A 24,094-nucleotide genomic window follows, 5' to 3' on the forward strand; every position below is an offset into this window, starting at 1 on the left:
CTTGCGGCTGCCCCGCGTCGCCCGGTGCTTGCGGCTGCCCCGCGTCGCCCGGTGCCTGCGGCTGCCCCGCGTCGCCCAGGGTCTCCGGCCGTCCCGATCGCCCCGACAGCCCAGAGAGCCCCAGCCGCCCCAACTCCCCCCACAACCGCACACCCCGTGTAACCGCCGTCAAAGCGGACCCCGCCGCGATCACCGCAAGCACCGGCACCCACCACCCCGACACCGCCGCCACGAGCACCAGCGCGCAGCGTTCCGTCTTGCCGACCGGGCCGCCGTTCAGGCGTTCCGCGCCCGCCGCCGCGCCCGCGAGGGACACCCAGGAGGGGAGCGTGGCCGCGAGGGCCGCCGTCGCCACCAGCCACAGGGGGGCCAGGGTGAGGAAACCGGCGAGGACCGCCAAGTCGGCGGCCCTGTCGCCGAGTTCGTTGAGGAGGGCGCCGCGGCGCGTCGTGCGGCCCGTGTCGCGGGCCAGGGCGCCGTCCAGGTTCGCGAACGCCAGCCGGGCCGCGAGGAGTACCGCCACCGGCAGGGCCGCGAGGGGGGCCGGGAGCCAGGCCAGGGCCGCCGCCGCGCCCGCCGCGCAGCCCACGCCCGCCACGGTCAGGGTGTCCGGTGACACCCCGCGGCGGGCCAGCGCGCCGCGGACACCGGACAGCTTCCGCGCGTACCAGGGCTTCAGCGCGTACAGGCCGGGACCGGGAGATCCGGGACCGGGCGATCCCGAGGAGCCAGAGGAAGCGTTCATGCAGGTGACTCTGCCGCCGCGGCGGGCGCCGGATAATCGGGGTGCGTACTCAAATGGGGTCTGAGTACGGTAGGTCCGTGATCACCCCCCATGCCGTCGGCGCCGACGCGGTGCCGCGCACCGCCCACACCGCCGACCTGCCCGCCGCCGAACTCCGCGCCGCCCGCGCCCTGATGGACCTCGCCTTCGACGGGGACTTCAGCGACGAGGACTGGGCGCACGGCCTCGGCGGCATGCACGCCGTCGTCCACGACGAGGACGGCGTGCTGCTCGCCCACGGCTGTGTCGTGCAGCGACGGATCCTGCACAACGGCCGGTCCCTGCGCGTCGGTTACGTCGAGAACGTCGCCGTGCGCCCCGACCGGCAGCGCCAGGGCCTCGGCGGGCGGGTGATGAGCGCCCTGGAGCGGATCGTCGACGGCGGCTACGACCTCGGCGTGCTCTCGCCGTCCGACGAGGGCGAGCAGCTGTACCGCGCGCACGGCTGGGTGACCTGGCCGGGGCGCGTCGGCACGCTCGGGCCCCAGGGGCCTCGGTCCATGCCGGACGAGGACCCGCCGATGCTGTGGCGCGCCGACCTCGACCCGGCCCACGAACTGCTCATCGACTGGCGGGACGGGGACGTCTTCTAGGGCCGGTCCGACGGGTCGGCGGGACGCCGCCGTCGGGGGTGCTCCGCGCTACGGCTGCGCGGTCGTCGCGCGGATGATCATCTTGCCCACGTTCGCGCCCCGCAGCATCCCCAGGAACGCCGTCACGATCTGGTCGAAGCCGTCCACGATCGTCTCGTCGAGGCCGATGCGGCCGCTCTGCAGATGCGGGACCACGAAGTCGTACAACTCGTCCTGAAGATCACGGTAGTTGCGGACGTGGAAGCCCTCCATGCGCAGGCTCTTCTCCACGATCTCGGTGAGGTTGCGGGGCGCGGACAGCGGCTGCGGGGCGTTGTACTGCGCGACGGTGCCGATGCGGACGATCCGGCCGAACTCCCGCAGGCCCTCGATCGCGGCCTCCAACTGCTCGCCGCCGACGTTGTCGACGTACAGGTCCACGCCGTCGGGCGCGGCCTTCGCGAGCAGGTCGACGGCCGGACCCGCGTGGTAGTCGAAGGCGGCGTCGTAGCCGACCTGCTCCGTCAGGTACGCCACCTTCGCGGGCGAGCCCGCGCTGCCGACGATCCGGCGCGCGCCCATGGCCCGCGCGAGCCGCCCGGTGGCCGTTCCCACACCGCCCGCCGCCGCGGAGACGAACAGGTCCTCGCCCTCCTGCAGCCGCGCGATCCGCGTCAGACCCACGTACGCGGTCAGGCCCGTGCCGCCGAGGATGCTCATGTACGCGGACAGCGGCACCCCGTCGAAGCGCGGCAGCCGACGGACCTCCTCCGGGGTCACCACCGCATGGGTGCGCCAGCCCTGCCGGTGGAAGACGATCTCGCCCTCGGCCAGCTCCGGCGTCCGGGACGCGGTCACGCGGCCGATGGTGCGGCCTTCGAGGGGGGCGTTCAGCGCGAACTCGCCGTCCATCATTTCGCGGTGGTACGGGTCGACGGACCAGTAGAGGTTCTCGACCAGGGCGGTGCCCGGCGCGGGCTCCGGCACCGCGGACTCCACGAACGCGAAGTCGTCGGGGGTGGGGAAGCCGTGCGGGCGGGCGGTCTGGTGGACGGTGCGGGCGCGGGCGCCGGAGTGCTCGTTCATGGGGCCGACGGTAGGCGGGGAATGCCGGGGAGCGGCAGAGGGTTCGGTTCATGGAACGCGTCGAAGCATGAACACTCCTCATAGGACGAGGTGGGAACCGGTGGCCGAGCACGACCTCGCCCCGCACGAACTGCGGATCATCGTCGCCGTCGAGCAGGCCCGGAGCTTCTCCGGCGCCGCCCGCGACCTCGGCCGCACACAGTCGGCGGTCTCGCACTCGGTGCGCGGCACGGAGCGGAAGCTCGGCGCGGTGCTCTTCGAACGCGGCCGCGGGGGCGCCACGCCCACCCCGGCGGGCGAGCGCGCCGCCGCCCACGCGCGCCGCGTGCTCCGGCTCCTCGACACCCTGGCCGCCGAGGCCCGCGGCGCCGCGGGCACCGGCTCGCCCACCCTCACCGGCCCCCTCCGCATCGCCGCCTTCCGCAGCGCCGCCCTGCACCTCCTGCCGCCCGCCCTGGCGAACCTGCGCGCCCGCCACCCCGGCCTGGAGCCCGAGGTCCGCGTCGTCCGTGAGCTGGGCCGGGGCACCGCGGGCGAGGTCGCCGACGGGCGCGCCGACCTCGGCATCGCGACCATCGGCACCAGCTCGCCGATCCCGCCGGGCCTGGTCGGCGGTGTACTCGTCGAGGAGCCCTACGCCTTCGTGCACCCGGCCGGCCACCCCGACCCGCGCTCCCTGCCGCTCGTGGACTGGGCCGAGAACTGCACCGCGTACACCCGCGACTGGTGGGCGGGCCAGGACTGGATCCCGAAGGCGACCACGCAGACCGAGGACGACGGGGCGGTCCTCGCGATGGTGAGCGCCGGGCACGCCATGGCGATCATGCCCGCGCTGTCCCTGACCGGAGCGCCGCCGACGGTGGCGGTCGTCGATCTGGGGGCGGCTCGCCCGACGCGCTCCGTGGGCTATGTCACTACCCCTGAGCAGGCCGGATCGCTGGCCGTGCGGGCCCTGATCCGGGAGCTGCGGGCCCTGCGGGGGCGGCTGGAAGAGGAGGCGGAGTCGGCCGACCCGGTGGGAGCCGTCTCAGATAGTAGGAAGTCCGAGTAACTGTAGAGACAAGTGGGCGAAGCTGTCCTAGCTTTGTAGGAGCCGAACGTCTCGCTCGATCAAGCGATTGGCGGCTGCGAGCCGGGCCCCGCGCAGGCGAACCCTGCGGCCCACGCTCCCCGCCTCTTCCGGCGTCTCGTAACCCCCCTTTCTCCGCGTACGACAGTGCGTACGCGGATCCGCACTCCCGGATGCGATCTAAGGAGTCGATTTCCCATGGCCGAGACGACCGCCCGCCGAGTCCGCCACGCCGTCCGCCCCAGCGAGTCCGAGCGCAAGAACGCCGCCGCCGCCCTCCAGCGGGCCCTCGACCGCAGGGACAACGGCGGCGAGACGGGGCACTGAGCCCCGCCCGCCTGCCCGCTCCCTGTTGCTGCCGCGCGCTACTTCCCGCGCCTGATCTCGAAGTGGTCGACGCGCTCGCCGCTCTCCGCGAGCGCCGAGACCGTGAGCTTCGGGCTCGCCCCGGCCGTCACCTCCACCGCGAGGAACGAGAAGCCGGTGTAGCGCACCCGTGACCACTGCACCGTGTCCGGGTCGGGCAGGCGCAGCCTGGTCCAGTGGAAGGTGAGGATCGTGCCCTCGTCCTTCTCGTGGCCCTCGTAGCTGTCCGCGACCCCGACCGGGAAGCTGTACAGGTCCTTGCCGGCGCCGCCCGCGGTGACGTACACGATGCCGTCGCGCGTCGGATCGGTCGACGCGCCGACCGGCACCGGCTTGCCGACCTCGCCGCCCTTGATGGCGTCGGTCCGCTCGTAGACGTGGTTGTGGCCGTTGATCACCAGGTCCACCTGGTGCTTGGTGAACAGCGGCAGCCACGCGTCGCGCACCCCGCCGTCGGAGCCGTGCGTCGCCGTGGAGTACGCGCAGTGGTGGAAGAACACGACGACGAAGTCGATGTCCTCGTCGGCGCGCAACTGCCCGAGGCGCTTGTCCAGCCAGGCGGTCTGCTTGCCGTCCGTGTAGCCCTTGTTGGCGGGTATCTCGTACGAGACGTCGTTCGCGTCCAGGGCGACGACGCCGACGTTGCCGTAGCGGAACGAGTAGACGCCCGGCGCGCCCCGGGGGTCGAAGCCGTTCTCGGGCAGCGACCAGCGGGCCGACTGGCCGCCGTAGCCGTTCGGCGAGTACCACGCCTCCATGTCGTGGTTGCCCGTCGTCACCATCCACGGCACGGACTTCGCCACCGACTCGGTCTGCGCGAGGAACTGGTCCCACACGCGGGCGTCGTACCTGTCGCCCTCCTTGCCGTGGCCCGTGGTGTCGGCGTAGCAGATGTCGCCCGCGTGCAGATGGAACGACGGGTTCTGGCCCAGGATCAACTGGTCGTTGGCCAGCGCCTCGTAGCTCACGCCCTGGTCGCCGAAGGCCGTGAAGACGAACTTCTCCGGCCGCGCCGGGGCCGTGCGGAACGAGCCGAGGGTGGCCATCCGCTCCGGCGACGCCGGGTCGAAGCCGTCGTGGCCGACGCCGTAGTAGTACGTGGTGCCGGGCCGCAGGCCGTCGAGCGCCACGTGCAGGTAGTACTGCTCGACCTTCGGGAGCTTCTTCGACAGGGACGGCGTGTGCAGGTCGCGCACCTCCGCCTCGATCTTCCGGCTCAGCTCCCAGGGCTTCAGGCCCACCCGCACATAAGGGGACCTGACGGCGAACGGCACCTGCCAGGAGATGCGCATCTGCGTCTTCGGGTCGGCGCCGAACGCGAGATGGCGGCCGAAGGGGGCGACGAGCCTGCCGTCCACCTCGACCGGACCGCGCGCGGCCGCGAGCGGGGCCGACGCCGAGGGGCGCTCGGCGTGCGCGCTGCCCGAGCTCCCGGCGAGCAGGCCGATCCCGCCCGCGACGCCCGCCGTGGCGAACGAACTCGCCAGCACCTTGCGCCGGGCGAGCTTGCCGCGGAGGTACTCGTGCTGCTCCGGCATGCTCATCCGCTGGGCGAGCTGCTCGGGGATGCCGACGTTCGGAGTGGGAGGTCCGGAGGGTGTCCCCCGGGAAGGAGCGGTCATGACTAGGGAACTTCCCAGTAACTTCCAACTCGGGCCAGACCGCGGGGTGAAGAGAGGGTGGCCATGTGATGGCTGCCGCGTGGAGTGACCGGCGTTGTCCGTATGGCGGACAGGCGATGTCATTGGCTGGGACGAGGAGTACGGTGCCGTCATGTCTCGCAGCATCAATCTCGCAGTGATCCCCGGAGATGGGATCGGCCAGGAAGTCGTGGCCCAGGGGCTCAAGGTCCTCAACGCCGTCCTCCCGCAGGATGTGAAGCTGGAGACCAAGGAGTACGACTTCGGGGCCCGCCGCTATCACGCCTCCGGTGAGACCCTCACCGACGCCGACCTCGCGGACCTGAAGAAGCACGAAGCGATCCTGCTCGGCGCCATCGGCGACCCCTCGGTCCCCTCCGGCGTCCTGGAGCGCGGCTTCCTGCTCAAGCTCCGCTTCGCCTTCGACCACCACGTCAACCTGCGCCCCTCGCGGCTGCTGCCCGGCGTCGCCACGCCGCTCGCGGGCCAGCCCGAGATCGACTTCGTGGTCGTGCGCGAGGGCACCGAGGGCCCCTACACCGGCAACGGCGGCACGATCCGCAAGGGCACCCCGCACGAGGTCGCCACCGAGGTCTCCGTGAACACGGCCTTCGGCGTCGAGCGCGTCGTCCGGGACGCCTTCGCCCGCGCCCAGGCCCGCCCGCGCAAGAAGCTGACCCTCGTCCACAAGAACAACGTGCTGGCCTTCGCGGGTCACCTGTGGACGAACGTCTTCAACCAGGTGGCCACGGAGTTCCCCGACGTCACCACCGACTACATCCACGTCGACGCGGCCACGATCTACCTGGTCACCGACCCGGCCCGGTTCGACGTGATCGTCACCGACAACCTCTTCGGCGACATCATCACCGACCTCGCCGCGGCCGTCTCCGGCGGCATCGGCGTCGCCGCCTCCGGCAACATCAACCCGAGCCGCGAGTTCCCCTCGATGTTCGAGCCCGTGCACGGCTCCGCGCCCGACATCGCGGGCCAGGGCAAGGCCGACCCGACCGCCACCGTGCTGTCCGTCGCCCTCCTCCTGCGCCACCTCGGGTACGACGACGAGGCGACCCGGGTCGAGGCAGCCGTCTCCGCCGACCTCGGCGAGCGCGGTGACACCACTCGTACCACCGACGAGATCGGCGACGCGCTCGCCGTACGCGTAGCGGGCTGATCCGCCGGCTACCAGCTCCGTCACAGCAAGCCGCCGGGTCGCACCAGCACCCGGCGGCTTCTCGTTTGCGGCCGCCGGGTGTCACCATCGAACCCAAGGCCGCCTCGGCCGCCGTTTCGTCCAGGTCGTCCCGCGAGCGATAATCGAACGTGGGCCGCGAAACGGCGTGTGCCCAGACGCCGCGAGGAACGCGCGCGTACGGGCCTGAGCGCGGTCCGTCACACACAAAACCGGTGAAGGACACGCAACCATGACGACGCCCACGATCGAGCTCAAGCCCTCCTCGACCCCGGTCTCCGCCGCGGAGCGCGAGGCGGTCCTGGCCAGCCCCGGGTTCGGCCGCCACTTCACCGACCACATGGTGACCATCCGCTGGACGGAAGGCCGCGGCTGGCACGACGGCCAGCTCGTGCCCTACGGCCCGCTGTCCCTCGACCCGGCGACCACCGTCCTGCACTACGCCCAGGAGATCTTCGAGGGCCTCAAGGCCTACCGGCAGCCCGACGGCTCCGTCGCCATGTTCCGGCCCGAGGCCAACGCCCGCCGCTTCCAGGCCTCCGCCCGGCGCATCGCCATGCCCGAGCTGCCCGTCGAGACCTTCATCGAAGCCTGCGACGCGCTCGTCCGCCAGGACATCGACTGGGTGCCCGCCCACGGCGGCGAGGAGTCCCTCTACCTGCGGCCCTTCATGATCGCCACGGAGGTCGGGCTCGGTGTGAAGCCCGCCAACGAATACCTCTTCGCCGTCATCGCCTCGCCCGCCGGCGCCTACTTCCCCGGCGGCGTCAAGCCCGTCTCCATCTGGCTCTCCGAAGACCGCGTGCGCGCCGTCCCCGGCGGCATGGGCGACGCCAAGACCGGTGGCAACTACGCCGCGTCGCTGCTCGCGCAGGCCGAGGCCGCCGAGAAGGGGTGCGACCAGGTCGCCTACCTCGACGCCGTCGAGCACAAGTGGGTCGAGGAACTGGGCGGCATGAACCTGTACTTCGTGTACGGCGACAAGATCGTCACCCCGGAGCTGACCGGGTCGCTCCTCGCCGGGATCACCCGTGACTCGCTGCTCTCCGTCGCCCGGGACCTCGGCTACACCTCCGAGGAGGGGCGCGTGTCCATCGACCAGTGGCAGGCCGACACCGCGAACGGGACCCTCACGGAGGTCTTCGCCTGCGGCACCGCCGCCGTCATCACCCCCGTGGGGACGGTCAAGTCCGCTCGGGGGGAGTGGGTGCAGAGCGGTGGCGCGCCGGGTGCGGTGACCATGAAGCTGCGGGACGCGTTGCTGGACGTTCAGCGGGGCGTGGCGGCCGATCCGCACGGGTGGATGCACCGGCTCGGCTGAGCCCTTCCCCGATCGTCCGGCCACGGAGGCCGGGTCCGGCAGTCACCTGCCGGACCCGGCCTCCGTGTCGTTCCGGTCCGGTCCGGGGCGCGCGGTGAGCGCCAGGCTCTCCGGCACGGCCGCGCTCGCACGCCGGAACGCGGCGGCGAGACCGGCCCGCTCGGGCGCGGGCGCACCGCCCGTCCAAGCGTCCAGGCCGCGGTGCCAGGCGGCCACGAGCAGGTCCACGGCCAGACGCACGCGCACATGGTCCGGGTCGTCCGGGACGCCGCCGAGGTCGAAGCGGCGCACCACGACGGCCACGGCGGCGCGGCCGGTGCGGTCACAGAACGCGAGGCCGTGCGCGTCCATCGACGGGTTCCGCGCGGCGAGACGGCGGCTGAGCAGCACGCGCCGCGCCCACTGTTCGTCCGGCATCCGGTCGAGCGTCGTGAGCAGGACGTCGCGCAGCAGCTCGTGCAGCGGCCCGCCCTGCGGCCGCACCCGCTCCAACTCCTCCAGGAACGCCGTCCACAGGTCGTGCAGCGGCGCGCAGGCCACGTCCTCCTTGCTGGTGAACGTACGGAAGAAGGTCCGCTTGGACACCTCCACGGTGTCGCAGAGTTCGTCGAGCGTGACCCCGTCGAAGCCGCGCTCCGTGAACAGCTCCAGGGCGGTGTCGACCAGGGCCTGCCGGGTGCGGAGCTTCTTGCGCTCGCGCAGGGGGAGCGGGGCGGTGGGGCGGGCGGAGTCCATGCGGGGAGTGTAGCTCGGTAGCCAATGCCCCTTGATGGCTTGTGCCACTGAGTGGCACTATGGCTGCGTCCCGGCTCGGGGCGGCAGCTGGGCAGCGCCCTGCCTGCTTCGTCGCGCCCTGCTTCGCCGTGCCTTGTTCTGTCGTGCCTGTGAAAGGTGACTTCGTCATGCGTGCTCTCCTCGTCGACCCCACCGCCCCCGCCGGACTCCGTCTCGGCGCCGCGCCCGACCCCGAACCCGCCCCGCACCAGGCGCTCGTCCGGGTCGCCGCGACCTCCCTCAACTACGGCGAGGTCGCGGGCGTCGTACCCGGCGCCGAGCCCGGGGCCGTACTCGGCTGGGACGCCGCCGGACACATCGAGCGGGCCGCCGCCGACGGCTCCGGCCCCCCGGTCGGCACCCCCGTGGTGACCCTCGGCGAGGCCGGCGGCTGGGCCGAACTCCGTGCCGTGGACACGGGGTTCATGGGTGTGGTGCCGGACGGGGCCGACCTCGGCGCCATCAGCACGATCCCCGTCGCCGGGGCGAGCGCGCTGCGCGCCCTGCACCGGGTGGGGCCCCTGCTCGGGCGGCGGATCCTGGTCACCGGGGCGACGGGCGGAGTCGGGCGGTACGCCGTGCAGCTCGCTCGGCGCGGTGGCGCGTACGTGGTCGCCTCGACCGGGGATCCGGGTGCGCGGGGGGAGTCCCTGCGGGCGCTCGGCGCGCACGCCGTCGTCGGGGACCCCGGGGAGGTCGACGTACCTCTGGACGGGGTCGTGGACCTCGTCGGCGGGCGGCAACTCGTCGCCGCTTACGAGAAGTTGGCGGCGGGTGGGGTGCTGGTCGCCGTGGGGCACTCGGGCGGGGACGACGAGCACTTCGCGCACGGGGTGCTGTACGGGGACCAGGGGCGGCACGATCGGGCGATCGTGAGCTTCCACCTGCTGGGGTGCCGTGGGCTCGGGCGGGACCTGGAGTGGCTGGCCGGGGAGGTCGCCGGGGGGCGGCTCGACGCGGGGGAGGCGTGGCGCGGGGCGTGGGGGGAGGCCGGGGCGGCGGTGGCGGCGCTGCGGGGGCGGCGGTTGCACGGGAAGGCCGTGCTGGAGGTGGGCTGAGGGTGCCGGGCTTGTGGTCGGTCGGTGGGCGGGTGCGGTGGGTGGGTAGGTTTCAGCCCCTCCGGCGTTTGAGGAGCGGGGTCTGGGGCGGAGCCCCAGGATCGGGAAGGGGTGCCCGCGTGCGGAGCGCGCTGCTGGGTGCGGTGGGGTACAGCGCGTAAGCGGCGCCCCCCACCACCCCCGACAGCAGGAAGCTGCAGTCCACGCCGCCCGTGAGGGGCAGCAGGGGCGCCTCCCAGGAGGGGAGGGAGACCGAGAGGAGGCCGACGCAGGCGCCCAGGGCCCAGGCGGTGGTGGCGGCGGGGTTCCAGCCGGACCGGTACCAGTAACGCCCGCCCCGGGAACGGCGGTTGAAGACCTGGAGGGCGTCGGCGTCGTACACCCCGCGGCAGCGGACGAAGCCGATGAGGGTGATCACCGCCCAGGGGGTGCCGATGGCGGTGAGGAGAAGGACGAAGGAGGTCATGGCGTCCTGCGCCGCCCAGGCGAAGTGGCCGACGAAGACGCACCCCGTGGCCACCACCGCCACGGTGTACGTGGCCCGCGCCCGCGACGCCCGCGGCACGATCGCGTCGAGGTCGAGCCCCATGGAGTACAGCATCAGCCCGGCATTGCCGACGGACCCGGCGGACGCGGCGAGGAGGAGGGGGACGAGGTACCAGCCGGGCGCCGTGGAGACCAGCGGCTCGGCGTAGTCGAGGGCCGCGCGGGCGGCGTACGCGGTGAAGGTGCCGAAGAGCTGCGGGACGAGGAGTCCGGCCGTCAGGCCGAGGCAGGTGGCGCGCAGGACGGAGCGGGGGGTGTGCCGGGCGGGGGAGACGTACCGGGTGTAGTCGCCGAGGAGGGTGATGAAGGCGATGGGCCCGGAGAGCCCCGCGGCGACGAGCGCGAGCAGCCACGTCGGCCAGAACGACCCGAGCGCGTAGCCGCCCGCGTCGGGCAGCGCGGAGGTCGTGAAGTCGGGGGCGTACGCCACCACGCCGAGGACGAGCAGGGCCGTCATGCCGACCGCGAGGATGCGGGAGAGGCGGAGCAGCACCCGGTAGCCGTACACCGCCCCGGCCACCGTCGCCGCCGCGAGCAGCGCGTACACCAGGCTGTAGGAGAGGCCGTCCGCGGGCAGGCCGGTCAGCCGGTGCAGCGTGCCGACCATGACGTCGCCGCCGATCCAGATGGTCAGCGCGGTGTAGCCGAGGGACAGCAGGAGCCCGACGACCGAGCCGACGAGGCGGCCGCGGACACCGAACTGCGCGCCCGACGACGTCGACAGGTTCGTCGCCGTCCGCAGGGACACGAGCGCGAGCGGCGCCGTCAGCGCCGTGCCGATCAGCGTGCCCGCCACCACCGCGCTCACCGACTGCCAGAAGCCGAGGCCGAACGACGCCGGCAGCCAGCCGAAGATGATCACTCCGAGGCAGAGGTTGGAGCCGAGGAGGATCGAGATCACGTCCCGGGGACCGCTGGTGCGTTCCTCTTCGGGGATGGTGTCGACTCCGCGCTGTTCTATCGGCATGGGGCTGCCCCTGACGCTCGCTCGAATCGTTCTTCGGTATTTGAGTGCCGTTCAATGTGAAGGACGCATTGCGTCCGCGTCAATGGTTTCGGTCTGGGCAGTTGCCGTTTAGAGTGATGTTCTAAGTGGTCGGCCCGGAACGTCCGGGTCCGGACCCGGTGACCCACGGATGCGAGGAGTGGCGGCGTGCGCCTGACCCCCACGGAACGCGACCGGCTGCTGCTCTTCGGCGCCGCCGAGCTCGCCAGGGCCCGCAGGGCGCGCGGCCTGCGGCTGAACGTCCCCGAGGCGACCGCCCTGATCGCCGACACGGTCTGCGAGGCCGCCCGTGACGGGGCCCGGCTCGCCGAGGCCGTCGAGCGGGCGCGGTCCGTGCTCGGCCCCGACGACGTGCTGCCCGGTGTCGCGGACGTCGTCACCGAGGTGCATGTGGAGGCCGTGTTCGACGACGGCTCGCGGCTCGCCGTGGTCGCCGATCCGATCGGTGGCGGCTCCCTCGGCCCGGACGCCCCCGGCGCGCTGCGGCCCGCCCCGGCCACACCGGAGCGCGTACCCGTCGTGACCGTGTCCGTGCACAACACGGCGACCGTGCCCGTCAGCGTGACCTCGCACTTCCACTTCTTCGAGGTCAACCCGCGCCTCGACTTCGACCGCGCCGCCGCCTACGGCATGCGGCTCGCCGTCCCGGCCGGCTCCTCCCTGCGCTTCGGGCCCGGCGAGCGCGTCGAGGCCGGGCTCGTGCCCATCGGCGGCGCGCGCGTCGCCATCGGCTTCGCCGGTCTTGTCGACGGGCCCCTCGACGCGCCGGGCGCGCGGGACGAGGCGCTGCGCAGGGCGGTGGCCTGCGGCTACCTCGGGGCGAACACCGCCGAGGCCGGTGTGAGCGCCGCTGAGGTCGCCCCGAGCACCCCTGAGGTCGCCCCGAGCACCCCTGAGGTCGCCCCGAGCACCCCTGAGGTCGACCCGAGCACCCCTGAGGTCGCCCCGAGCACCCCTGAGGAGGGCGCGTGATGGACCCCTACGAGTACGCCTCCGTGCACGGCCCGCGCGCCGGGGACCGAGTCGTCCTCGGTGACTCCGGCCTGGTCGTCCGGGTCGAGTCCGACGCGCAGCTGGCGGGGGACGAGTTCCTGGCCGGGTTCGGCAAGACGGCCCGCGACGGGCTGCACCTGAAGGCCGCCGCCGTGCGCGAGACCTGCGATGTCGTCATCAGCAACGTCCTCGTCATCGACGCCGTGCTGGGGATCCGGAAGGTGTCGATCGGCATCCGGGAGGGGCGCATCCACGCCATCGGGCGGGCCGGGAATCCGGACACCCTGGACGGGGTGGACGTCGTCGTCGGCACCGGGACCTCCATCGTGTCCGGCGAGGGGCTGATCGCCACCGCCGGTGCCGTGGACACCCACGTCCATCTCCTGTCGCCGCGCATCATGGAGGCCTCCCTCGCCTCCGGCGTCACCACCGTCATCGGCCAGGAGTTCGGGCCGGTGTGGGGTGTCGGGGTCAACTCGCCGTGGGCGCTGCGGCACGCGTTCAACGCTTTCGACGCCTGGCCGGTCAACATCGGCTTCCTCGGGCGCGGTTCGTCCTCCAACGAGGCTCCGCTGATCGAGGCGCTCGCGGAGGGCGGGGCGTCCGGCTTCAAGGTGCACGAGGACATGGGGGCCCATACCCGCGCCCTGGACACGGCGTTGCGGGTCGCCGAGGAGTACGACGTCCAAGTCGCCCTGCACAGCGACGGGTTGAACGAGTGCCTGTCGGTCGAGGACACCCTGAGCGTCCTCGACGGGCGGACCATCCACGCCTTCCACATCGAGGGGTGCGGCGGCGGGCACGTCCCCAACGTCCTGAAGATGGCGGGCGTCCCGAACGTCATCGGGTCGTCCACCAATCCCACGCTGCCCTTCGGCCGGGACGCCGTCGCCGAGCACTACGGCATGATCGTGTCCGTCCACGACCTGAAGACGGACCTGCCCGGCGACGCCGCCATGGCCCGCGACCGCATCCGCGCCGGGACCATGGGCGCCGAAGACGTCCTGCACGACCTCGGCGCCATCGGGATCACGTCCTCCGACGCGCAGGGCATGGGGCGGGCCGGTGAGACCGTCCGCCGGACCTTCGCGATGGCCGGGAAGATGAAGGCCGAGCTGGGGCCGATGGAAGGGGACGGGCCGCACGACGACAACGGGCGGGTGCTGCGGTACGTCGCAAAGCTGACCATCAACCCCGCCCTCGCCCACGGCCTCGCCCACGAGATCGGCTCCATCGAGGTCGGCAAGCTCGCCGACATCGTGCTGTGGCGACCCGAGTTCTTCGGCGCCAAGCCGCAGCTCGTGCTGAAGTCGGGCTTCCCGGCGTACGGCGTCGTCGGCGACCCCAACGCCGCCACCGACACCTGCGAACCCCTCGTCCTCGGCCCGCAGTTCGGGGCGTACGGCGCCACACCCGCCGACATCTCCGTGGCGTTCGTCGCCGGGGCCGCCGTCGAGCAGGGCAACGACCGGATGCCCACCCGGCGCCGCCGCGTCGCCGTGCGCGGCACCCGCGGCATCGGCCCCGCCGACCTGCGCCTGAACTCCCGCACCGGCGCCGTCGACGTCGACCAGCGCACCGGCCTGGTCAGCCTCGACGGCGACCCGCTGCGCTCGGCACCCGCCGACTCCGTCTCCCTCAACCGCCTGTACTTCCTGTGAGGACCGCTGCCATGACCTTCCGCATGCCCGCCGAGTGGGCCCCGCACGACCGCACGTGGATGGCCTGGCCGGGACCGAACGTGACCTTCGACGACCCCGAGGGCCTCGCGGAGTCCCGCCGCGCGTGGGCCGCGGTGGCCCGCGCCGTGCGCCGCTTCGAACCGGTCACCGTCGTCTGCGGGCCCGGGCAGTCCACGGCGGCCCGGGAACTCCTCGGCCCGGACGTCGAGTTGGTGGAGCGCGAGCTCGACGACGCCTGGATGCGGGACATCGGCCCGACCTTCGTCACCGACGGCGCCGGGCGGCTCGGCGCCGTGGACTGGACGTTCAACGGCTGGGGCGCGCAGGAGTGGGCGAGCTGGGAGCACGACGCGAAGATCGCCCGCCAGGTCGCGGACCTCGCGGGCGCCGAGACGCACTCCTCGCCGCTGGTCAACGAGGGCGGCGGCATCCACGTCGACGGTGAGGGCACCGTGCTCCTCACCGACACCGTGCAGCTCGGCCCCGAACGCAACCCCGGCTGGACCAGGGAGCAGGTCGAGGCGGAGATGCACGCCCGCATCGGCACCCGCAAGGCCCTGTGGCTGCCGCGCGGCCTCACCGCCGACTACCCGGGGCACGGCTTCGGCACCCTCGGCCACGTCGACATCGTGGCCGCGTTCGCCGCCCCCGGCGTCGTCCTCGTGCACTCCCAGGCGGACCCCGCCCACCCGGACTTCGAGGTCAGCCGCGAGGTCATCGGCGTACTGAAGGGACAGACGGACGCCCGCGGCCGCACCCTGGAGATCGTCGAGGTGCCCGCGCCGACCGGCCTCGCCGACGACGACGGCTGGGTCGACCACTCGTACATCAACCACTATCTGTGCAACGGCGGTGTCGTCCTGTGCGCCTTCGACGACCCGCACGACGAGCTGGCCGCGGGCATCTTCCGGCGGCTGTTCCCCCGGCGGACCGTCACCCTCGTGGACGCCCGTACGATCTTTGCCGGGGGTGGTGGCATCCACTGCATCACCCAGCAGCAGCCAAGGATCTAGCAGCCGGAGTACGACGTGGCCGAAGCGCGCGCCCAGCGAAGCGCACGCAAGAACGCGCCCCCGCGCGAAGACGTGCTCGCGACGGCCATGGAGATGATCGCCGCCCACGGCCTGGAGCAGCTCACCATGGCCGCGCTCGGCCGCGAGGTCGGCATGAGCAGCGGCCATCTCCTCTACTACTTCGGCTCCAAGGACGAGCTGCTCCTGCGCACCCTGGAGTGGAGCGAGGGGCGGCTCGGCGCCGAGCGCGGACGGCTGCTCGCCCGGCCGGGACCGGCCCGCGCGCGCCTCGACGCGTACGTCGAGCTGTACGTCCCCGACGGGCATCGCGACCCGCACTGGATCCTCTGGCTGGAGGTGTGGAACCGGTCGCTGGACGCGGACGAGCAGGGGCGCGACCGGCAGGCCGCCATCGAGGGCTCCTGGCACCGGGACCTGGTGGCGCTGCTCGCCGAGGGCGTCTCGCGCGGGGAGTTCCGGGCCGTCGACGCCGACCGGTACGCGGCCCGGCTCCGGGCGCTGCTCGACGGCTTCTCCATCCATGTGGCGATCGGCCTGCGCGGCACCGGACGGGACCAAGTCCTCGCGCACGCAAGGGAGTTCCTGGACGAAACGCTGGCTCCGCAGGGGTAGGTGCCGCGCCCACGGACGCCTGAAGGGGCGTCCAGGTTGTACGTACTCCTGCGGATTGCGGGGCGCGGGAGAAAGCGCTTGTATCCCGGTGGGCCCTCGGCGCCGGGCCGGGGGAGGTGCGCCCGCGGCAGCACGGGCGCGCCGAGGGGATTCCGGGGGGAATCATGCGCAGAGCCGTACGTGTCCTGTCCGCAGCCGCGCTCACCACCGCACTCGCCGCCGTCGCCTTACCGTCGGCCGCCCACGCGGCCGACCCGAGAGCCTCGTCAGGACGTCCCGGGCCCCGCGTGGAGCGCGTCAGCGTCGCCGCCGACGGCACCGAGGCCAACGGCGCGTCGGGCGCCGCCACCGTCACGACGAACGGCGGGCACGTCGCCTTCAGCAGCGGCGCCACCAACCTCACGCCCGACACCCACCCGCGCCCCCAGAGCTCCGCCCACGTCCGCGACCAGCAGTCCCGCAAGGTCAGCCGGATCCGGGACAGCCTGACCGCGCCGAGCGTCAGCGACGACGGCCGCTACGCCACGTACCTCGACTGGGGCAGCCACACCACCAACGCCTTCGTGGTGGACCTGAGCACGGGGGAGAAGCGCCGGGTCGACGCCAAGGGCTTCAAGGAGGGCTCCGGCGAGTCCGAGATCAGCGCCGACGGCCGCCACGTCGCGTACGTCCTGCGCCCGCAGCACCCCGCCGACCCGTACCGGATCGAGGTCTACGACTGGGCCACCGACACCCGCGAGGTCGTCAGCGACGGCCCGCCCGACGCCGCCCGCGACATGGTGAACCCGTCCATCAGCGACACCGGCCGCCACGTCGCCTACGAGGACTACGGCACCAAGCAGGTCTGGGTCCGCGACCGCGACACCGGGGGCCTCGAGCGCGTGGACGACGGCACCCCCTCCACCCTCGTGGAGATCAGCGGCAACGGCCGCACGGTCGCGCTGAACTCCGCGAACGGCGCCTACCTCCGCGATCTGCGCACCGGCAAGGTCAGGCACTTCTCCGGCACCAGGGCCAAGGCCGTCGGCCCCGACGGCCGCCACCTGCTCTACAGCGACGACGCGTCGACGCTGCGCCTGCGCGACCTGCGCACCGGCCGCGTGGACGTCGTCGGCACCGGCTCGGCCGTACCCGGCGCCGTCGGAGCCAAGGGCCGCACCGTCGTCTACACCTCGGCGGAGACCGATGTCGTGCCCGGCGACACCAACGGCCTGAGCGACGTGTTCAAGTGGACGCGCAAGTGAGCGTGACCCGGCGGCACGGCGGCGGACGCGCGAGAACCCTGTGCACCGCCGCCCTCGCCCTCGCCCTGAGCGGCGCCTCACTGACGGCGGCCACCACTGCGCCCGCCGCCCCCGACACCACGGCGCACGCCCGCGCCGACAGCGACCCCCCGGCCGACAGCGACCCCCCGGCCACCAGCGACCCCCCGGCCACCAGCGACCCCCCGGCCACCAGCGACACCTCGGCCGCCGCCGGGGCCCGCGTCCCCCGCACCGACCGCCTCAGCACCGCCGCCGACGGCACCCAGCTCGACGGCGGTTCCACGGACGGCGCGATCAGCGGAGACGGCCGGCACGCCGCGTTCGTGACCCGGGCGCCCGCCCTCGGCTGCGACACGTATCTGCACTGCCTGAAACTGAAGGACCTCCGCACCGGCGCCCTGACCGGCGTCGACCTCGGCAGCGGCCACCTCTACGGCAACCCGCTGCTCAGCGCCGACGGCGGCCGCGTCGCCTTCACGGCCGACAAACGCTTTGCCACGCCCTACCTGTACGACCGGGCCACCGGCACCGCGACCCGCCTCTGGCCCGCCGACCCGCCCGGCCGCAACGAACTCGGCGCCGTGCAGTCGATCAGCCCGGACGGCACCCGCGTCGCCTACACGCTCGGCAACCGCAACGGCAGTCAGAACGCCCGCCTGCTGTACGTCCGCGACACCGCCACCGGCACGGACGAGCTGATCTCCGCGCCCGAGGAGGGTGACAAGGGCGGCGCGTCCGTGGCCGACGACGGCACCCGCGTCGCGTACCAGATCGGCGGCTACAGCGAGGGCCCCGAGGACCGGGGCGACGTCTTCCTCAAGGAGCCCGGCACCGGCGCCCGCGTCCAGCTCGACACCGGCCTCGGCACCGGCGAACTGGTCCGGCTCACCAGCGACGGCCGGCGCGTCCTGTTCAACGCGCGGGGCGGCCTGTACGTCCACACCGTGCGCACCGGCACCACGGAGCGCGTCGCGGACGGCCGCGCCCGGTCCGCCACCGCCGACGGCCGCCACGCCGTCCTGTCCGACGCCGCCGGGCTGCGCCTGCTCGACCTGCGCACCGGCCGCGGCGCGGACGTCGGTCCGGCCGACGCGCGGGCCGGACTGGGCGCGGTGTCCGCCAAGGGCCGTGCCGTCGTGTTCAGTTCGGGCGCCGCCGACCTGGTGCCGGGCGACACCAACGGGGTGCCGGATGTCTTCGTACGGCACCCGCGATGGGGCGCTGGGGCGATGGAGCGATGAAGGGGGACACGCGCATGCGGTGCGCAAAGGCCTTGCTGGGTGCGGCAGTTGCGCTCGCCGTCAGCGGCGCGACTCTGTCGGCCGCCACCGCGGCGGATGTACGCCCACACAGGCCGGGCGTCGAGCGGGTGAGCACCGGGGGGCACGGGGGTCAGCTCGACGGGCGCTCCCTCGACGCGGGGATCAGCGCCGACGGCCGGTACGTCGCCTTCGCCACCAAGGCCGAGGAGCTGCGCTGCCACCAGCAGTCGTACACCTGCCTGGTTCTGAAGGACCGGGTCACGGGCAAGCTCGCCGAGATCGGCGGGAACACCACGTGGGGGACGCCGCTGCTCAGCCGTGACGGCCGGTACATCGGCTACACGGCGGGCACCAAGTCCCCTTCGCCGCTGCTGTTCGACCGCGACACGGGCCGGAGCGTCAACGTCGGGGCGCCGGGGAACGGCACCGGCCTGCTCCGCGCCGTCTCGCCCGACGGCGGCCACGTCGCGTACACCTCGGGCGACCGCTTCCGCCCCGCCCAGAACCTGTGGGTCCACGACACGGCCACCGGAGCCGACGAACTGATCGGCGGCGACGGCTGGTTCGGGGCCGCGTCCCTGAGCACCGACGGCAAGCTCCTCGCGTACGTGACCCGGAGCCCGGACAGCCCGGACAGCCCGGACAGCGCGGACCTCTTCCTGCGCGACCGCACGACCGGAGCGACGACGCAGCTCGACCAGGGCCTCGGCGAGGCCGGGTTCGTCCAGCTCGCCGAGGACGGCCGCACCGCGCTCTTCGCCGCCGACGGCAAGACGTACGCGTACGACGTGCGCGAGGGCGCGGTTCGCGAAGTCGCCGACGGGCCCGCCGCGGCCGCGAGCCCGGACGCCCGTCACGCCGTCCTGGCCGAGGGCGCGGACGGCACCGCGCTCACCCTCCTCGACGTCCGCACGGGCAGGCGCACCCCCGTCGGCCCCGGTGCCGTCGTGCCCGGCGCGGTCGCAGCCAAGGGCCGCGCGGTCGCCTTCACCTCGGCCGCCACCGACCTGGTCCCGGACGACACCAACGCGAGCACGGACATCTTCCTGCGCCACACCCACTGAACCCACCCACGGGGGACCTCCATGAGCAAGGCGAACACCGCACGTGCCGCCGCGAGAACCGCCGCCGGAACACTCCTGGCCGCCGCCCTCGCCGCGACGGCCGCCGCACCGGCCCACGCGGACCCCGCGCCCGGCGGGCCCACGACGGCGCGGGCCAGCGTGGACAGGAACGGCGCCCAGCTCCACGTGCCCTCGTACGGACAGGACTTGTCGGCCGGGTTCGCCGCCAGGCCCACCTTCACCACGGCGGGGCCGGTGTGGGAGGGCGACACGAACGGCCTGGCCGACGTGTACTTCGGCGACTCCGCCATCAGTTCCGGGTACCCGCGCGGCATGGGCAACGGCCCGTCCCACGGCGGCGCGCCGTGCACGAACGGCCGCATGACCGCGTTCGTCTCCAAGGCCACCAACATCACGTCCACCCCGGTCCCGGACGACCGCCGGACGGTCTACGTCCGCAACCGCGCCGTCGGCAAGGTCTCCCGCGCCAGCCAGTCCTTCGAGGGCACGCCCTTCGCGTGGGCGGACCGGCCCCAGGTGAGCGACGACTGCATGTGGGTGTCGTTCACGGGCGCCCTCGAAGGCCCGGACGGCACCGCGGGGCGGCCGCGCGTCTACCGCTACCGCATCTACGACGGTACGGTCCGCCTCGCCAGCGAGCCGTCGGCACCGGCCGACCACTCCTCCATCAGCGCCGACGGCCGCCATGTCGCGTACGAGTCCGGCGGGCACGTCTACGTGCGCGACCTGGACACCGGCACCCTGGAGAAGGCCTCCGTGGCCCGCGGCGGCGGCCCGGCCAACGGCCGTTCGTCCGGCGCGTCCCTGAGCGGCGACGGCCGCCACCTCGCCTTCGACTCGACCGCCTCCAACCTCACGGCGGGCGACCGGAACGGCGGCGTCAACGTCTTCGTGCGCGACCTCGACCAGGGCACGACCCGCCTGGTGCGCGGCGAGACCAAGCGCGCGACGACCTACGACGCGGCGCTCGGCGCGGACGGCACGCACCTCGCGTACGTCTCGGCCGTGCGAGGCGGGGCCGCCCGGGTGCCCGCCGTGTTCCTGCGTGAACTGGCCACCGGGAAGACGCAGTTGATCAGCGCGGACCTGGACGGCGGCCGCAACGACCTCCCGGCCCGGCACCCGTCGGTCAACGACGACGGCAGCGTCGTGGCCTTCGACACCGCTTCGCCCGATCTGGTGACGGGCGACACGAACAGGGTGTCGGACGTCTTCCTGCGGACAGTCAAGGACGGACAGTCCGCATAGCAACCAGGAGTGCCCGTACGGCACTCCCTACAGACACGGGTCCCGGGCAACAGCACTGGCGTGGGACCCGAGCAACAAGCACGCGTACCGAGCAACAAGCACGCGTACCGAGCACTCATCTCACGGGGGAACCACCCATGCGTCTCACCACCCGCGCGGCGCTCGCCGCCGCGCTCGTCGCCGCCGTCACCGGCGCGGTCCTGCCGGCCGCGGCCGCCGCGGACACCCGCGCCCCCGCTCCCCGCACCGAGCGGGTGAGCGTCGGCGCGAGCGGCGCCCAGGGCGACGGCCCGTCCGACGCCACGGACATCAGCGCCGACGGCCGCTCCGTCGTGTTCGCGTCCGAGGCCACCAACCTGGTGCCGGGCGACACCAACGGCGTGACCGACATCTACCTGCGCGACCTGAGCACCAAGAAGGTCGAGCGGATCAGCCTCCAGAACTCCGGCGCGCAGTACACCTCGCACGCCGGTGACCCGTCGATCAGCGCGGACGGGCGGTACGTCACCTACTCCGCGCAGGTGGACCGGGACGGCGGCCTGTACAGCGGTACGTTCCTGAAGGACCGCAAGACCGGCCGCACCGAGATCGTCAGCCTCTCCGACGACGACAAGCCGGTCTTCGGGGACTACGTGGTCGGCGCCCAGGTCAGCGCCGACGGCCGGTACGTCGCGTTCGTGTCCGCCCTGAAGGACCACGGCGACGGGGGCGACGACGGCATGTGGACCGGCATCTACCTGCGCGACCGCAAGGAGGGCACGACCCGCCGGGTCAGCGAGATCGTCACCGGCCAGCCCACCTGGATCATCGGCGGGATGAGCCTGAGCGCGGACGGCCGCCACGTCGGCTACACCCTCGGCCAGGTCCGTCCCGGCCTCGGCGCCCTGACGTACACGCACGACGTGAACACCGGCACCACCAAGCGCCTCGACCTGTCGGCCACCGGCAAGGACCTCAAGGTCGGACTGCCCTCGCTCAGCAAGGACGGGCGGTACGCGGCCTTCGAGACCCCCGAGCCGATGCTGTCCGGCGACACCAACGGCAAGAGCGACGTCTACCGCCTCGACACCCGCACCGGCGCCCTCAAGAAGGTCACCCGGACGGCGGGCGGCGGCCAGACCGACGCCGACTCCTACCAGGCCCGCATCAGCCCCGACGGCCGCCACGTCGGCTTCATCTCCTCGGCGTCGGGGCTCACCGCGGGCGACCCGGCGAAGGGCCCGCTGTACGTTCGGGACCTGAAGGACGGCGTGACCCGGCGCGTCAACGTGCCCAAGGGCGGCGGCGAGAGCGAGGACCAGGGCTGGCCCGCCTACGCCCTGAGCGCCGACGCCAGGACGTTCACGTTCACCTCGGACGCGACGAACATGGTCCCGGGCGACACGAACACGGCGCGTGACGTCTTCGTACGCCGCAACGTGCGCTGACGGGATCCGGCCCGGGCGCGAGGCCGACCGGATGCGGCCCCGGGCCCGGGGCCGACACGATCCGGCCACCTCGCGCACCGGCGCGAACCACGCGCCGGACCGCATGGTGAGACGGTGAGGCGGGTGCCACAGAACCTGTGGCACCCTGCCGGACATGCTCGTGTTCGCCATGATTATTGGCAGCAAGCGCGCCGGTCCGCAGTGACCGCCCGGTACCCATCACGTACTGAGCGGACACCGTCGTCCTCGACCCGCGCGCCGACCTCTCGCACCCGCGAGGGGTCTTTTCGTTTTCCGGCCCACCCGCAGTCGGCAGACGGAGCGCGAGGGATCATGGGGGGTGGTGGAGCCGGTCCATCCGGTAGACCGACATCCGACACAGGAGCCCGACAGCATGACGGAAACCAGCAGGCCCGACGATTCCTCCCCTGTGCCCGACGATTCCTTCCACGTGTTCGACACGACGCTGCGCGACGGCGCGCAGCGCGAGGGCATCAACCTGACCGTCGCGGACAAGCTGACCATCGCCCGGCACCTGGACGACTTCGGCGTGGGCTTCATCGAAGGCGGCTGGCCCGGCGCCAACCCCCGTGACACCGAGTTCTTCGCCCGCGCGCAGGCGGAGATCACGTTCAGGAACGCCCAGCTCGTCGCGTTCGGCGCCACCCGCCGCCCCGGCGCCAAGGCGGCCGACGACCCGCAGGTCAAGGCGCTGCTCGCGTCCGGCGCCCCGGTCGTGACGCTGGTCGCCAAGGCCCATGACCGGCATGTCGAGCTGGCCCTGCGCACCACCCTCGACGAGAACGTGGAGATGATCCGCGACACCGTCTCCCACCTGCGCGCCGAGGGCCGCCGCGTGTTCGTCGACTGTGAGCACTTCTTCGACGGCTACCGCGCGAACCCCGAGTACGCGAAGGCGGTCGTGCGCGCGGCGGCCGAGGCGGGCGCCGACGTCGTCGTGCTGTGCGACACCAACGGCGGCATGCTCCCCGCCCAGGTCCAGGCCGTCGTGGCCACCGTCGCCGCCGACACCGGCGCCCGGCTCGGCATCCACGCCCAGGACGACACGGGCTGCGCGGTCGCCAACACCCTCGCCGCCGTCGACGCGGGCGCCACCCACGTGCAGTGCACCGCCAACGGCTACGGCGAGCGGGTCGGCAACGCCAACCTGTTCCCGGTCGTCGCCGCCCTGGAGCTGAAGTACGGCAAGCGGGTCCTTCCCGACGGCGCGCTGCGCGAGATGACCCGGGTCTCGCATGCCATCGCCGAGGTCGTGAACCTCACCCCGTCCACGCACCAGCCCTACGTCGGCGTCTCCGCGTTCGCCCACAAGGCGGGCCTGCACGCCTCCGCGATCAAGGTCGACCCGGACCTGTACCAGCACATCGACCCCGAACTCGTCGGCAACCGCATCCGGATGCTGGTCTCCGACATGGCCGGGCGCGCCTCCATCGAGCTCAAGGGCAAGGAGCTCGGCGTCGACCTCGGCGGCGACCGCGAGCTGATCGGCCGGGTCGTGGAGCGCGTCAAGGAGCGCGAGCTGGCGGGCTACACGTACGAGGCCGCCGACGCCTCCTTCGAGCTGCTGCTCCGCGAGGAGGCCGAGGGCCGCGCCCGGCGCTACTTCCGCACCGAGTCCTGGCGCGCCATCACCGAGGACCGCCCCGACGGCACGCACGCCAACGAGGCCACGGTGAAGGTGTGGGCCAAGGGCGAGCGGATCGTCGCCACGGCGGAGGGCAACGGCCCGGTCAACGCCCTGGACCGGGCGCTGCGGGTGGGCCTGGAGCGGATCTACCCGCAGCTGGCCAAGCTGGAGCTGGTGGACTACAAGGTCCGCATCCTGGAGGGCAAGCACGGCACGACCTCCACGACCCGGGTGCTGATCGCCACGACCGACGGCGACGGCGAGTGGTCCACGGTCGGCGTCGCGGACAACGTCATCGCCGCGTCGTGGCAGGCCCTGGAGGACGCGGTCACCTACGGCCTGCTGCGGGCCGGGGTCGAGCCGACCGAGTAGTCCGGCACGGCCCGGCCCCGGCACCCCCGGCCCCCGCACGGCCGGGCGCACG

At 73.2% G+C, this 24,094-nt stretch carries 21 protein-coding genes; 16 read left to right on the top strand and 5 right to left on the bottom strand.

The genetic code is table 11. The features are described 5' to 3' along the window. Positions 1-745, bottom strand: a 745-nt coding sequence (locus tag IE274_RS34070; RefSeq protein WP_229909991.1) for a CDP-alcohol phosphatidyltransferase family protein, incomplete at its 3' end; no start/stop codon positions are given. A gap of 77 nt (positions 746-822) precedes the next feature. Here IE274_RS34070 and IE274_RS34075 point away from each other — a divergent pair. Then, on the top strand, positions 823-1,377 hold the full coding sequence (locus tag IE274_RS34075) for a GNAT family N-acetyltransferase (protein WP_229909992.1): 555 nt from the start codon (positions 823-825) through the stop codon (positions 1,375-1,377). Between the two features lie 48 nt (positions 1,378-1,425). On the opposite strand, the gene IE274_RS34080 is transcribed toward IE274_RS34075, so the two are convergent. Further along, positions 1,426-2,442, bottom strand: coding sequence for an NADP-dependent oxidoreductase (locus IE274_RS34080; protein WP_190119813.1), 1,017 nt, complete (start codon positions 2,440-2,442; stop codon positions 1,426-1,428). A 100-nt stretch (positions 2,443-2,542) separates the two neighbouring features. On the opposite strand from IE274_RS34080, the gene IE274_RS34085 reads away from it, so the two are divergent. Both IE274_RS34085 and IE274_RS40145 read left to right on the top strand, forming a co-directional pair. Next, entirely contained in the window at positions 2,543-3,493 is a 951-nt protein-coding gene (locus tag IE274_RS34085) for a LysR family transcriptional regulator (protein WP_229909993.1), read from the top strand. A gap of 216 nt (positions 3,494-3,709) precedes the next feature. Then, the gene (locus IE274_RS40145) at positions 3,710-3,838 is read left to right on the top strand and encodes a hypothetical protein (protein WP_087885970.1); all 129 of its coding nucleotides are present in this window, start codon (positions 3,710-3,712) and stop codon (positions 3,836-3,838) included. A 38-nt stretch (positions 3,839-3,876) separates the two neighbouring features. Here the strand turns inward: IE274_RS40145 and IE274_RS34090 are convergent, their stop codons facing one another. Beyond that, the gene (locus IE274_RS34090) at positions 3,877-5,499 is read right to left on the bottom strand and encodes a purple acid phosphatase family protein (protein ID WP_190119815.1); all 1,623 of its coding nucleotides are present in this window, start codon (positions 5,497-5,499) and stop codon (positions 3,877-3,879) included. Positions 5,500-5,650: 151 nt separating this feature from the next. On the opposite strand from IE274_RS34090, the gene IE274_RS34095 reads away from it, so the two are divergent. Both IE274_RS34095 and IE274_RS34100 read left to right on the top strand, forming a co-directional pair. Further along, complete coding sequence (locus IE274_RS34095) at positions 5,651-6,691, top strand: 3-isopropylmalate dehydrogenase (protein WP_190119816.1); 1,041 nt, start codon at positions 5,651-5,653, stop codon at positions 6,689-6,691. A 250-nt stretch (positions 6,692-6,941) separates the two neighbouring features. After that, positions 6,942-8,030 carry a branched-chain amino acid aminotransferase gene (locus IE274_RS34100; protein ID WP_190119817.1) on the top strand — a complete coding sequence of 363 codons (1,089 nt, stop codon included), beginning with the start codon at positions 6,942-6,944 and terminating at the stop codon, positions 8,028-8,030. A 42-nt stretch (positions 8,031-8,072) separates the two neighbouring features. On the opposite strand, the gene IE274_RS34105 is transcribed toward IE274_RS34100, so the two are convergent. Further along, positions 8,073-8,765, bottom strand: a complete 693-nt coding sequence (locus tag IE274_RS34105; RefSeq protein ID WP_190119818.1) for a TetR/AcrR family transcriptional regulator — start codon at positions 8,763-8,765, stop codon at positions 8,073-8,075. A 167-nt stretch (positions 8,766-8,932) separates the two neighbouring features. On the opposite strand from IE274_RS34105, the gene IE274_RS34110 reads away from it, so the two are divergent. Next, positions 8,933-9,862 carry a zinc-binding dehydrogenase gene (locus IE274_RS34110; protein ID WP_190119819.1) on the top strand — a complete coding sequence of 310 codons (930 nt, stop codon included), beginning with the start codon at positions 8,933-8,935 and terminating at the stop codon, positions 9,860-9,862. 52 nt (positions 9,863-9,914) lie between these two features. On the opposite strand, the gene IE274_RS34115 is transcribed toward IE274_RS34110, so the two are convergent. Next, positions 9,915-11,375 (bottom strand): cytosine permease, encoded by a 1,461-nt coding sequence (locus IE274_RS34115; protein ID WP_190119820.1) that lies wholly within the window; start codon positions 11,373-11,375, stop codon positions 9,915-9,917. Positions 11,376-11,561: 186 nt separating this feature from the next. Here IE274_RS34115 and ureA point away from each other — a divergent pair, with 186 nt between their 5' ends. The 10 genes from ureA to cimA all read left to right on the top strand — a co-directional run bounded on the left by ureA (position 11,562) and on the right by cimA (position 24,042). Further along, positions 11,562-12,386: an urease subunit gamma gene (gene ureA / locus IE274_RS34120; protein WP_190119821.1), complete on the top strand. Its 825-nt coding sequence runs from the start codon at positions 11,562-11,564 to the stop codon at positions 12,384-12,386. Beyond that, positions 12,386-14,068, top strand: coding sequence for an urease subunit alpha (locus IE274_RS34125; protein ID WP_190119822.1), 1,683 nt, complete (start codon positions 12,386-12,388; stop codon positions 14,066-14,068). The genes ureA and IE274_RS34125 overlap by 1 nt, the downstream gene beginning before the upstream one ends. A gap of 11 nt (positions 14,069-14,079) precedes the next feature. Continuing rightward, positions 14,080-15,102 (top strand): agmatine deiminase family protein, encoded by a 1,023-nt coding sequence (locus IE274_RS34130; protein ID WP_190119823.1) that lies wholly within the window; start codon positions 14,080-14,082, stop codon positions 15,100-15,102. An 87-nt stretch (positions 15,103-15,189) separates the two neighbouring features. Further along, positions 15,190-15,735 carry a TetR/AcrR family transcriptional regulator gene (locus IE274_RS34135; protein WP_229910002.1) on the top strand — a complete coding sequence of 182 codons (546 nt, stop codon included), beginning with the start codon at positions 15,190-15,192 and terminating at the stop codon, positions 15,733-15,735. Between the two features lie 164 nt (positions 15,736-15,899). Then, a complete protein-coding gene (locus tag IE274_RS34140; protein ID WP_190119825.1) occupies positions 15,900-16,979 on the top strand; it encodes a TolB-like translocation protein in 1,080 nt (359 codons plus the stop codon). Then, a complete protein-coding gene (locus IE274_RS34145; protein ID WP_190119826.1) occupies positions 16,976-18,241 on the top strand; it encodes a TolB-like translocation protein in 1,266 nt (421 codons plus the stop codon). The genes IE274_RS34140 and IE274_RS34145 overlap by 4 nt, the downstream gene beginning before the upstream one ends. A gap of 128 nt (positions 18,242-18,369) precedes the next feature. Next, positions 18,370-19,326 carry a TolB-like translocation protein gene (locus tag IE274_RS34150; protein WP_190119827.1) on the top strand — a complete coding sequence of 319 codons (957 nt, stop codon included), beginning with the start codon at positions 18,370-18,372 and terminating at the stop codon, positions 19,324-19,326. A 21-nt stretch (positions 19,327-19,347) separates the two neighbouring features. Further along, positions 19,348-20,595 carry a TolB family protein gene (locus IE274_RS34155; protein WP_190119828.1) on the top strand — a complete coding sequence of 416 codons (1,248 nt, stop codon included), beginning with the start codon at positions 19,348-19,350 and terminating at the stop codon, positions 20,593-20,595. Positions 20,596-20,732: 137 nt separating this feature from the next. Continuing rightward, positions 20,733-22,022, top strand: a complete 1,290-nt coding sequence (locus IE274_RS34160) for a TolB family protein (RefSeq protein WP_190119829.1) — start codon at positions 20,733-20,735, stop codon at positions 22,020-22,022. Positions 22,023-22,416: 394 nt separating this feature from the next. Next, entirely contained in the window at positions 22,417-24,042 is a 1,626-nt protein-coding gene (gene cimA, locus IE274_RS34165; RefSeq protein WP_190119830.1) for a citramalate synthase, read from the top strand. Positions 24,043-24,094 lie beyond the last annotated feature (52 nt).

It is taken from the genome of Streptomyces flavofungini (genome assembly GCF_014650815.1).
GTDB lineage: Bacteria > Actinomycetota > Actinomycetes > Streptomycetales > Streptomycetaceae > Streptomyces > Streptomyces flavofungini.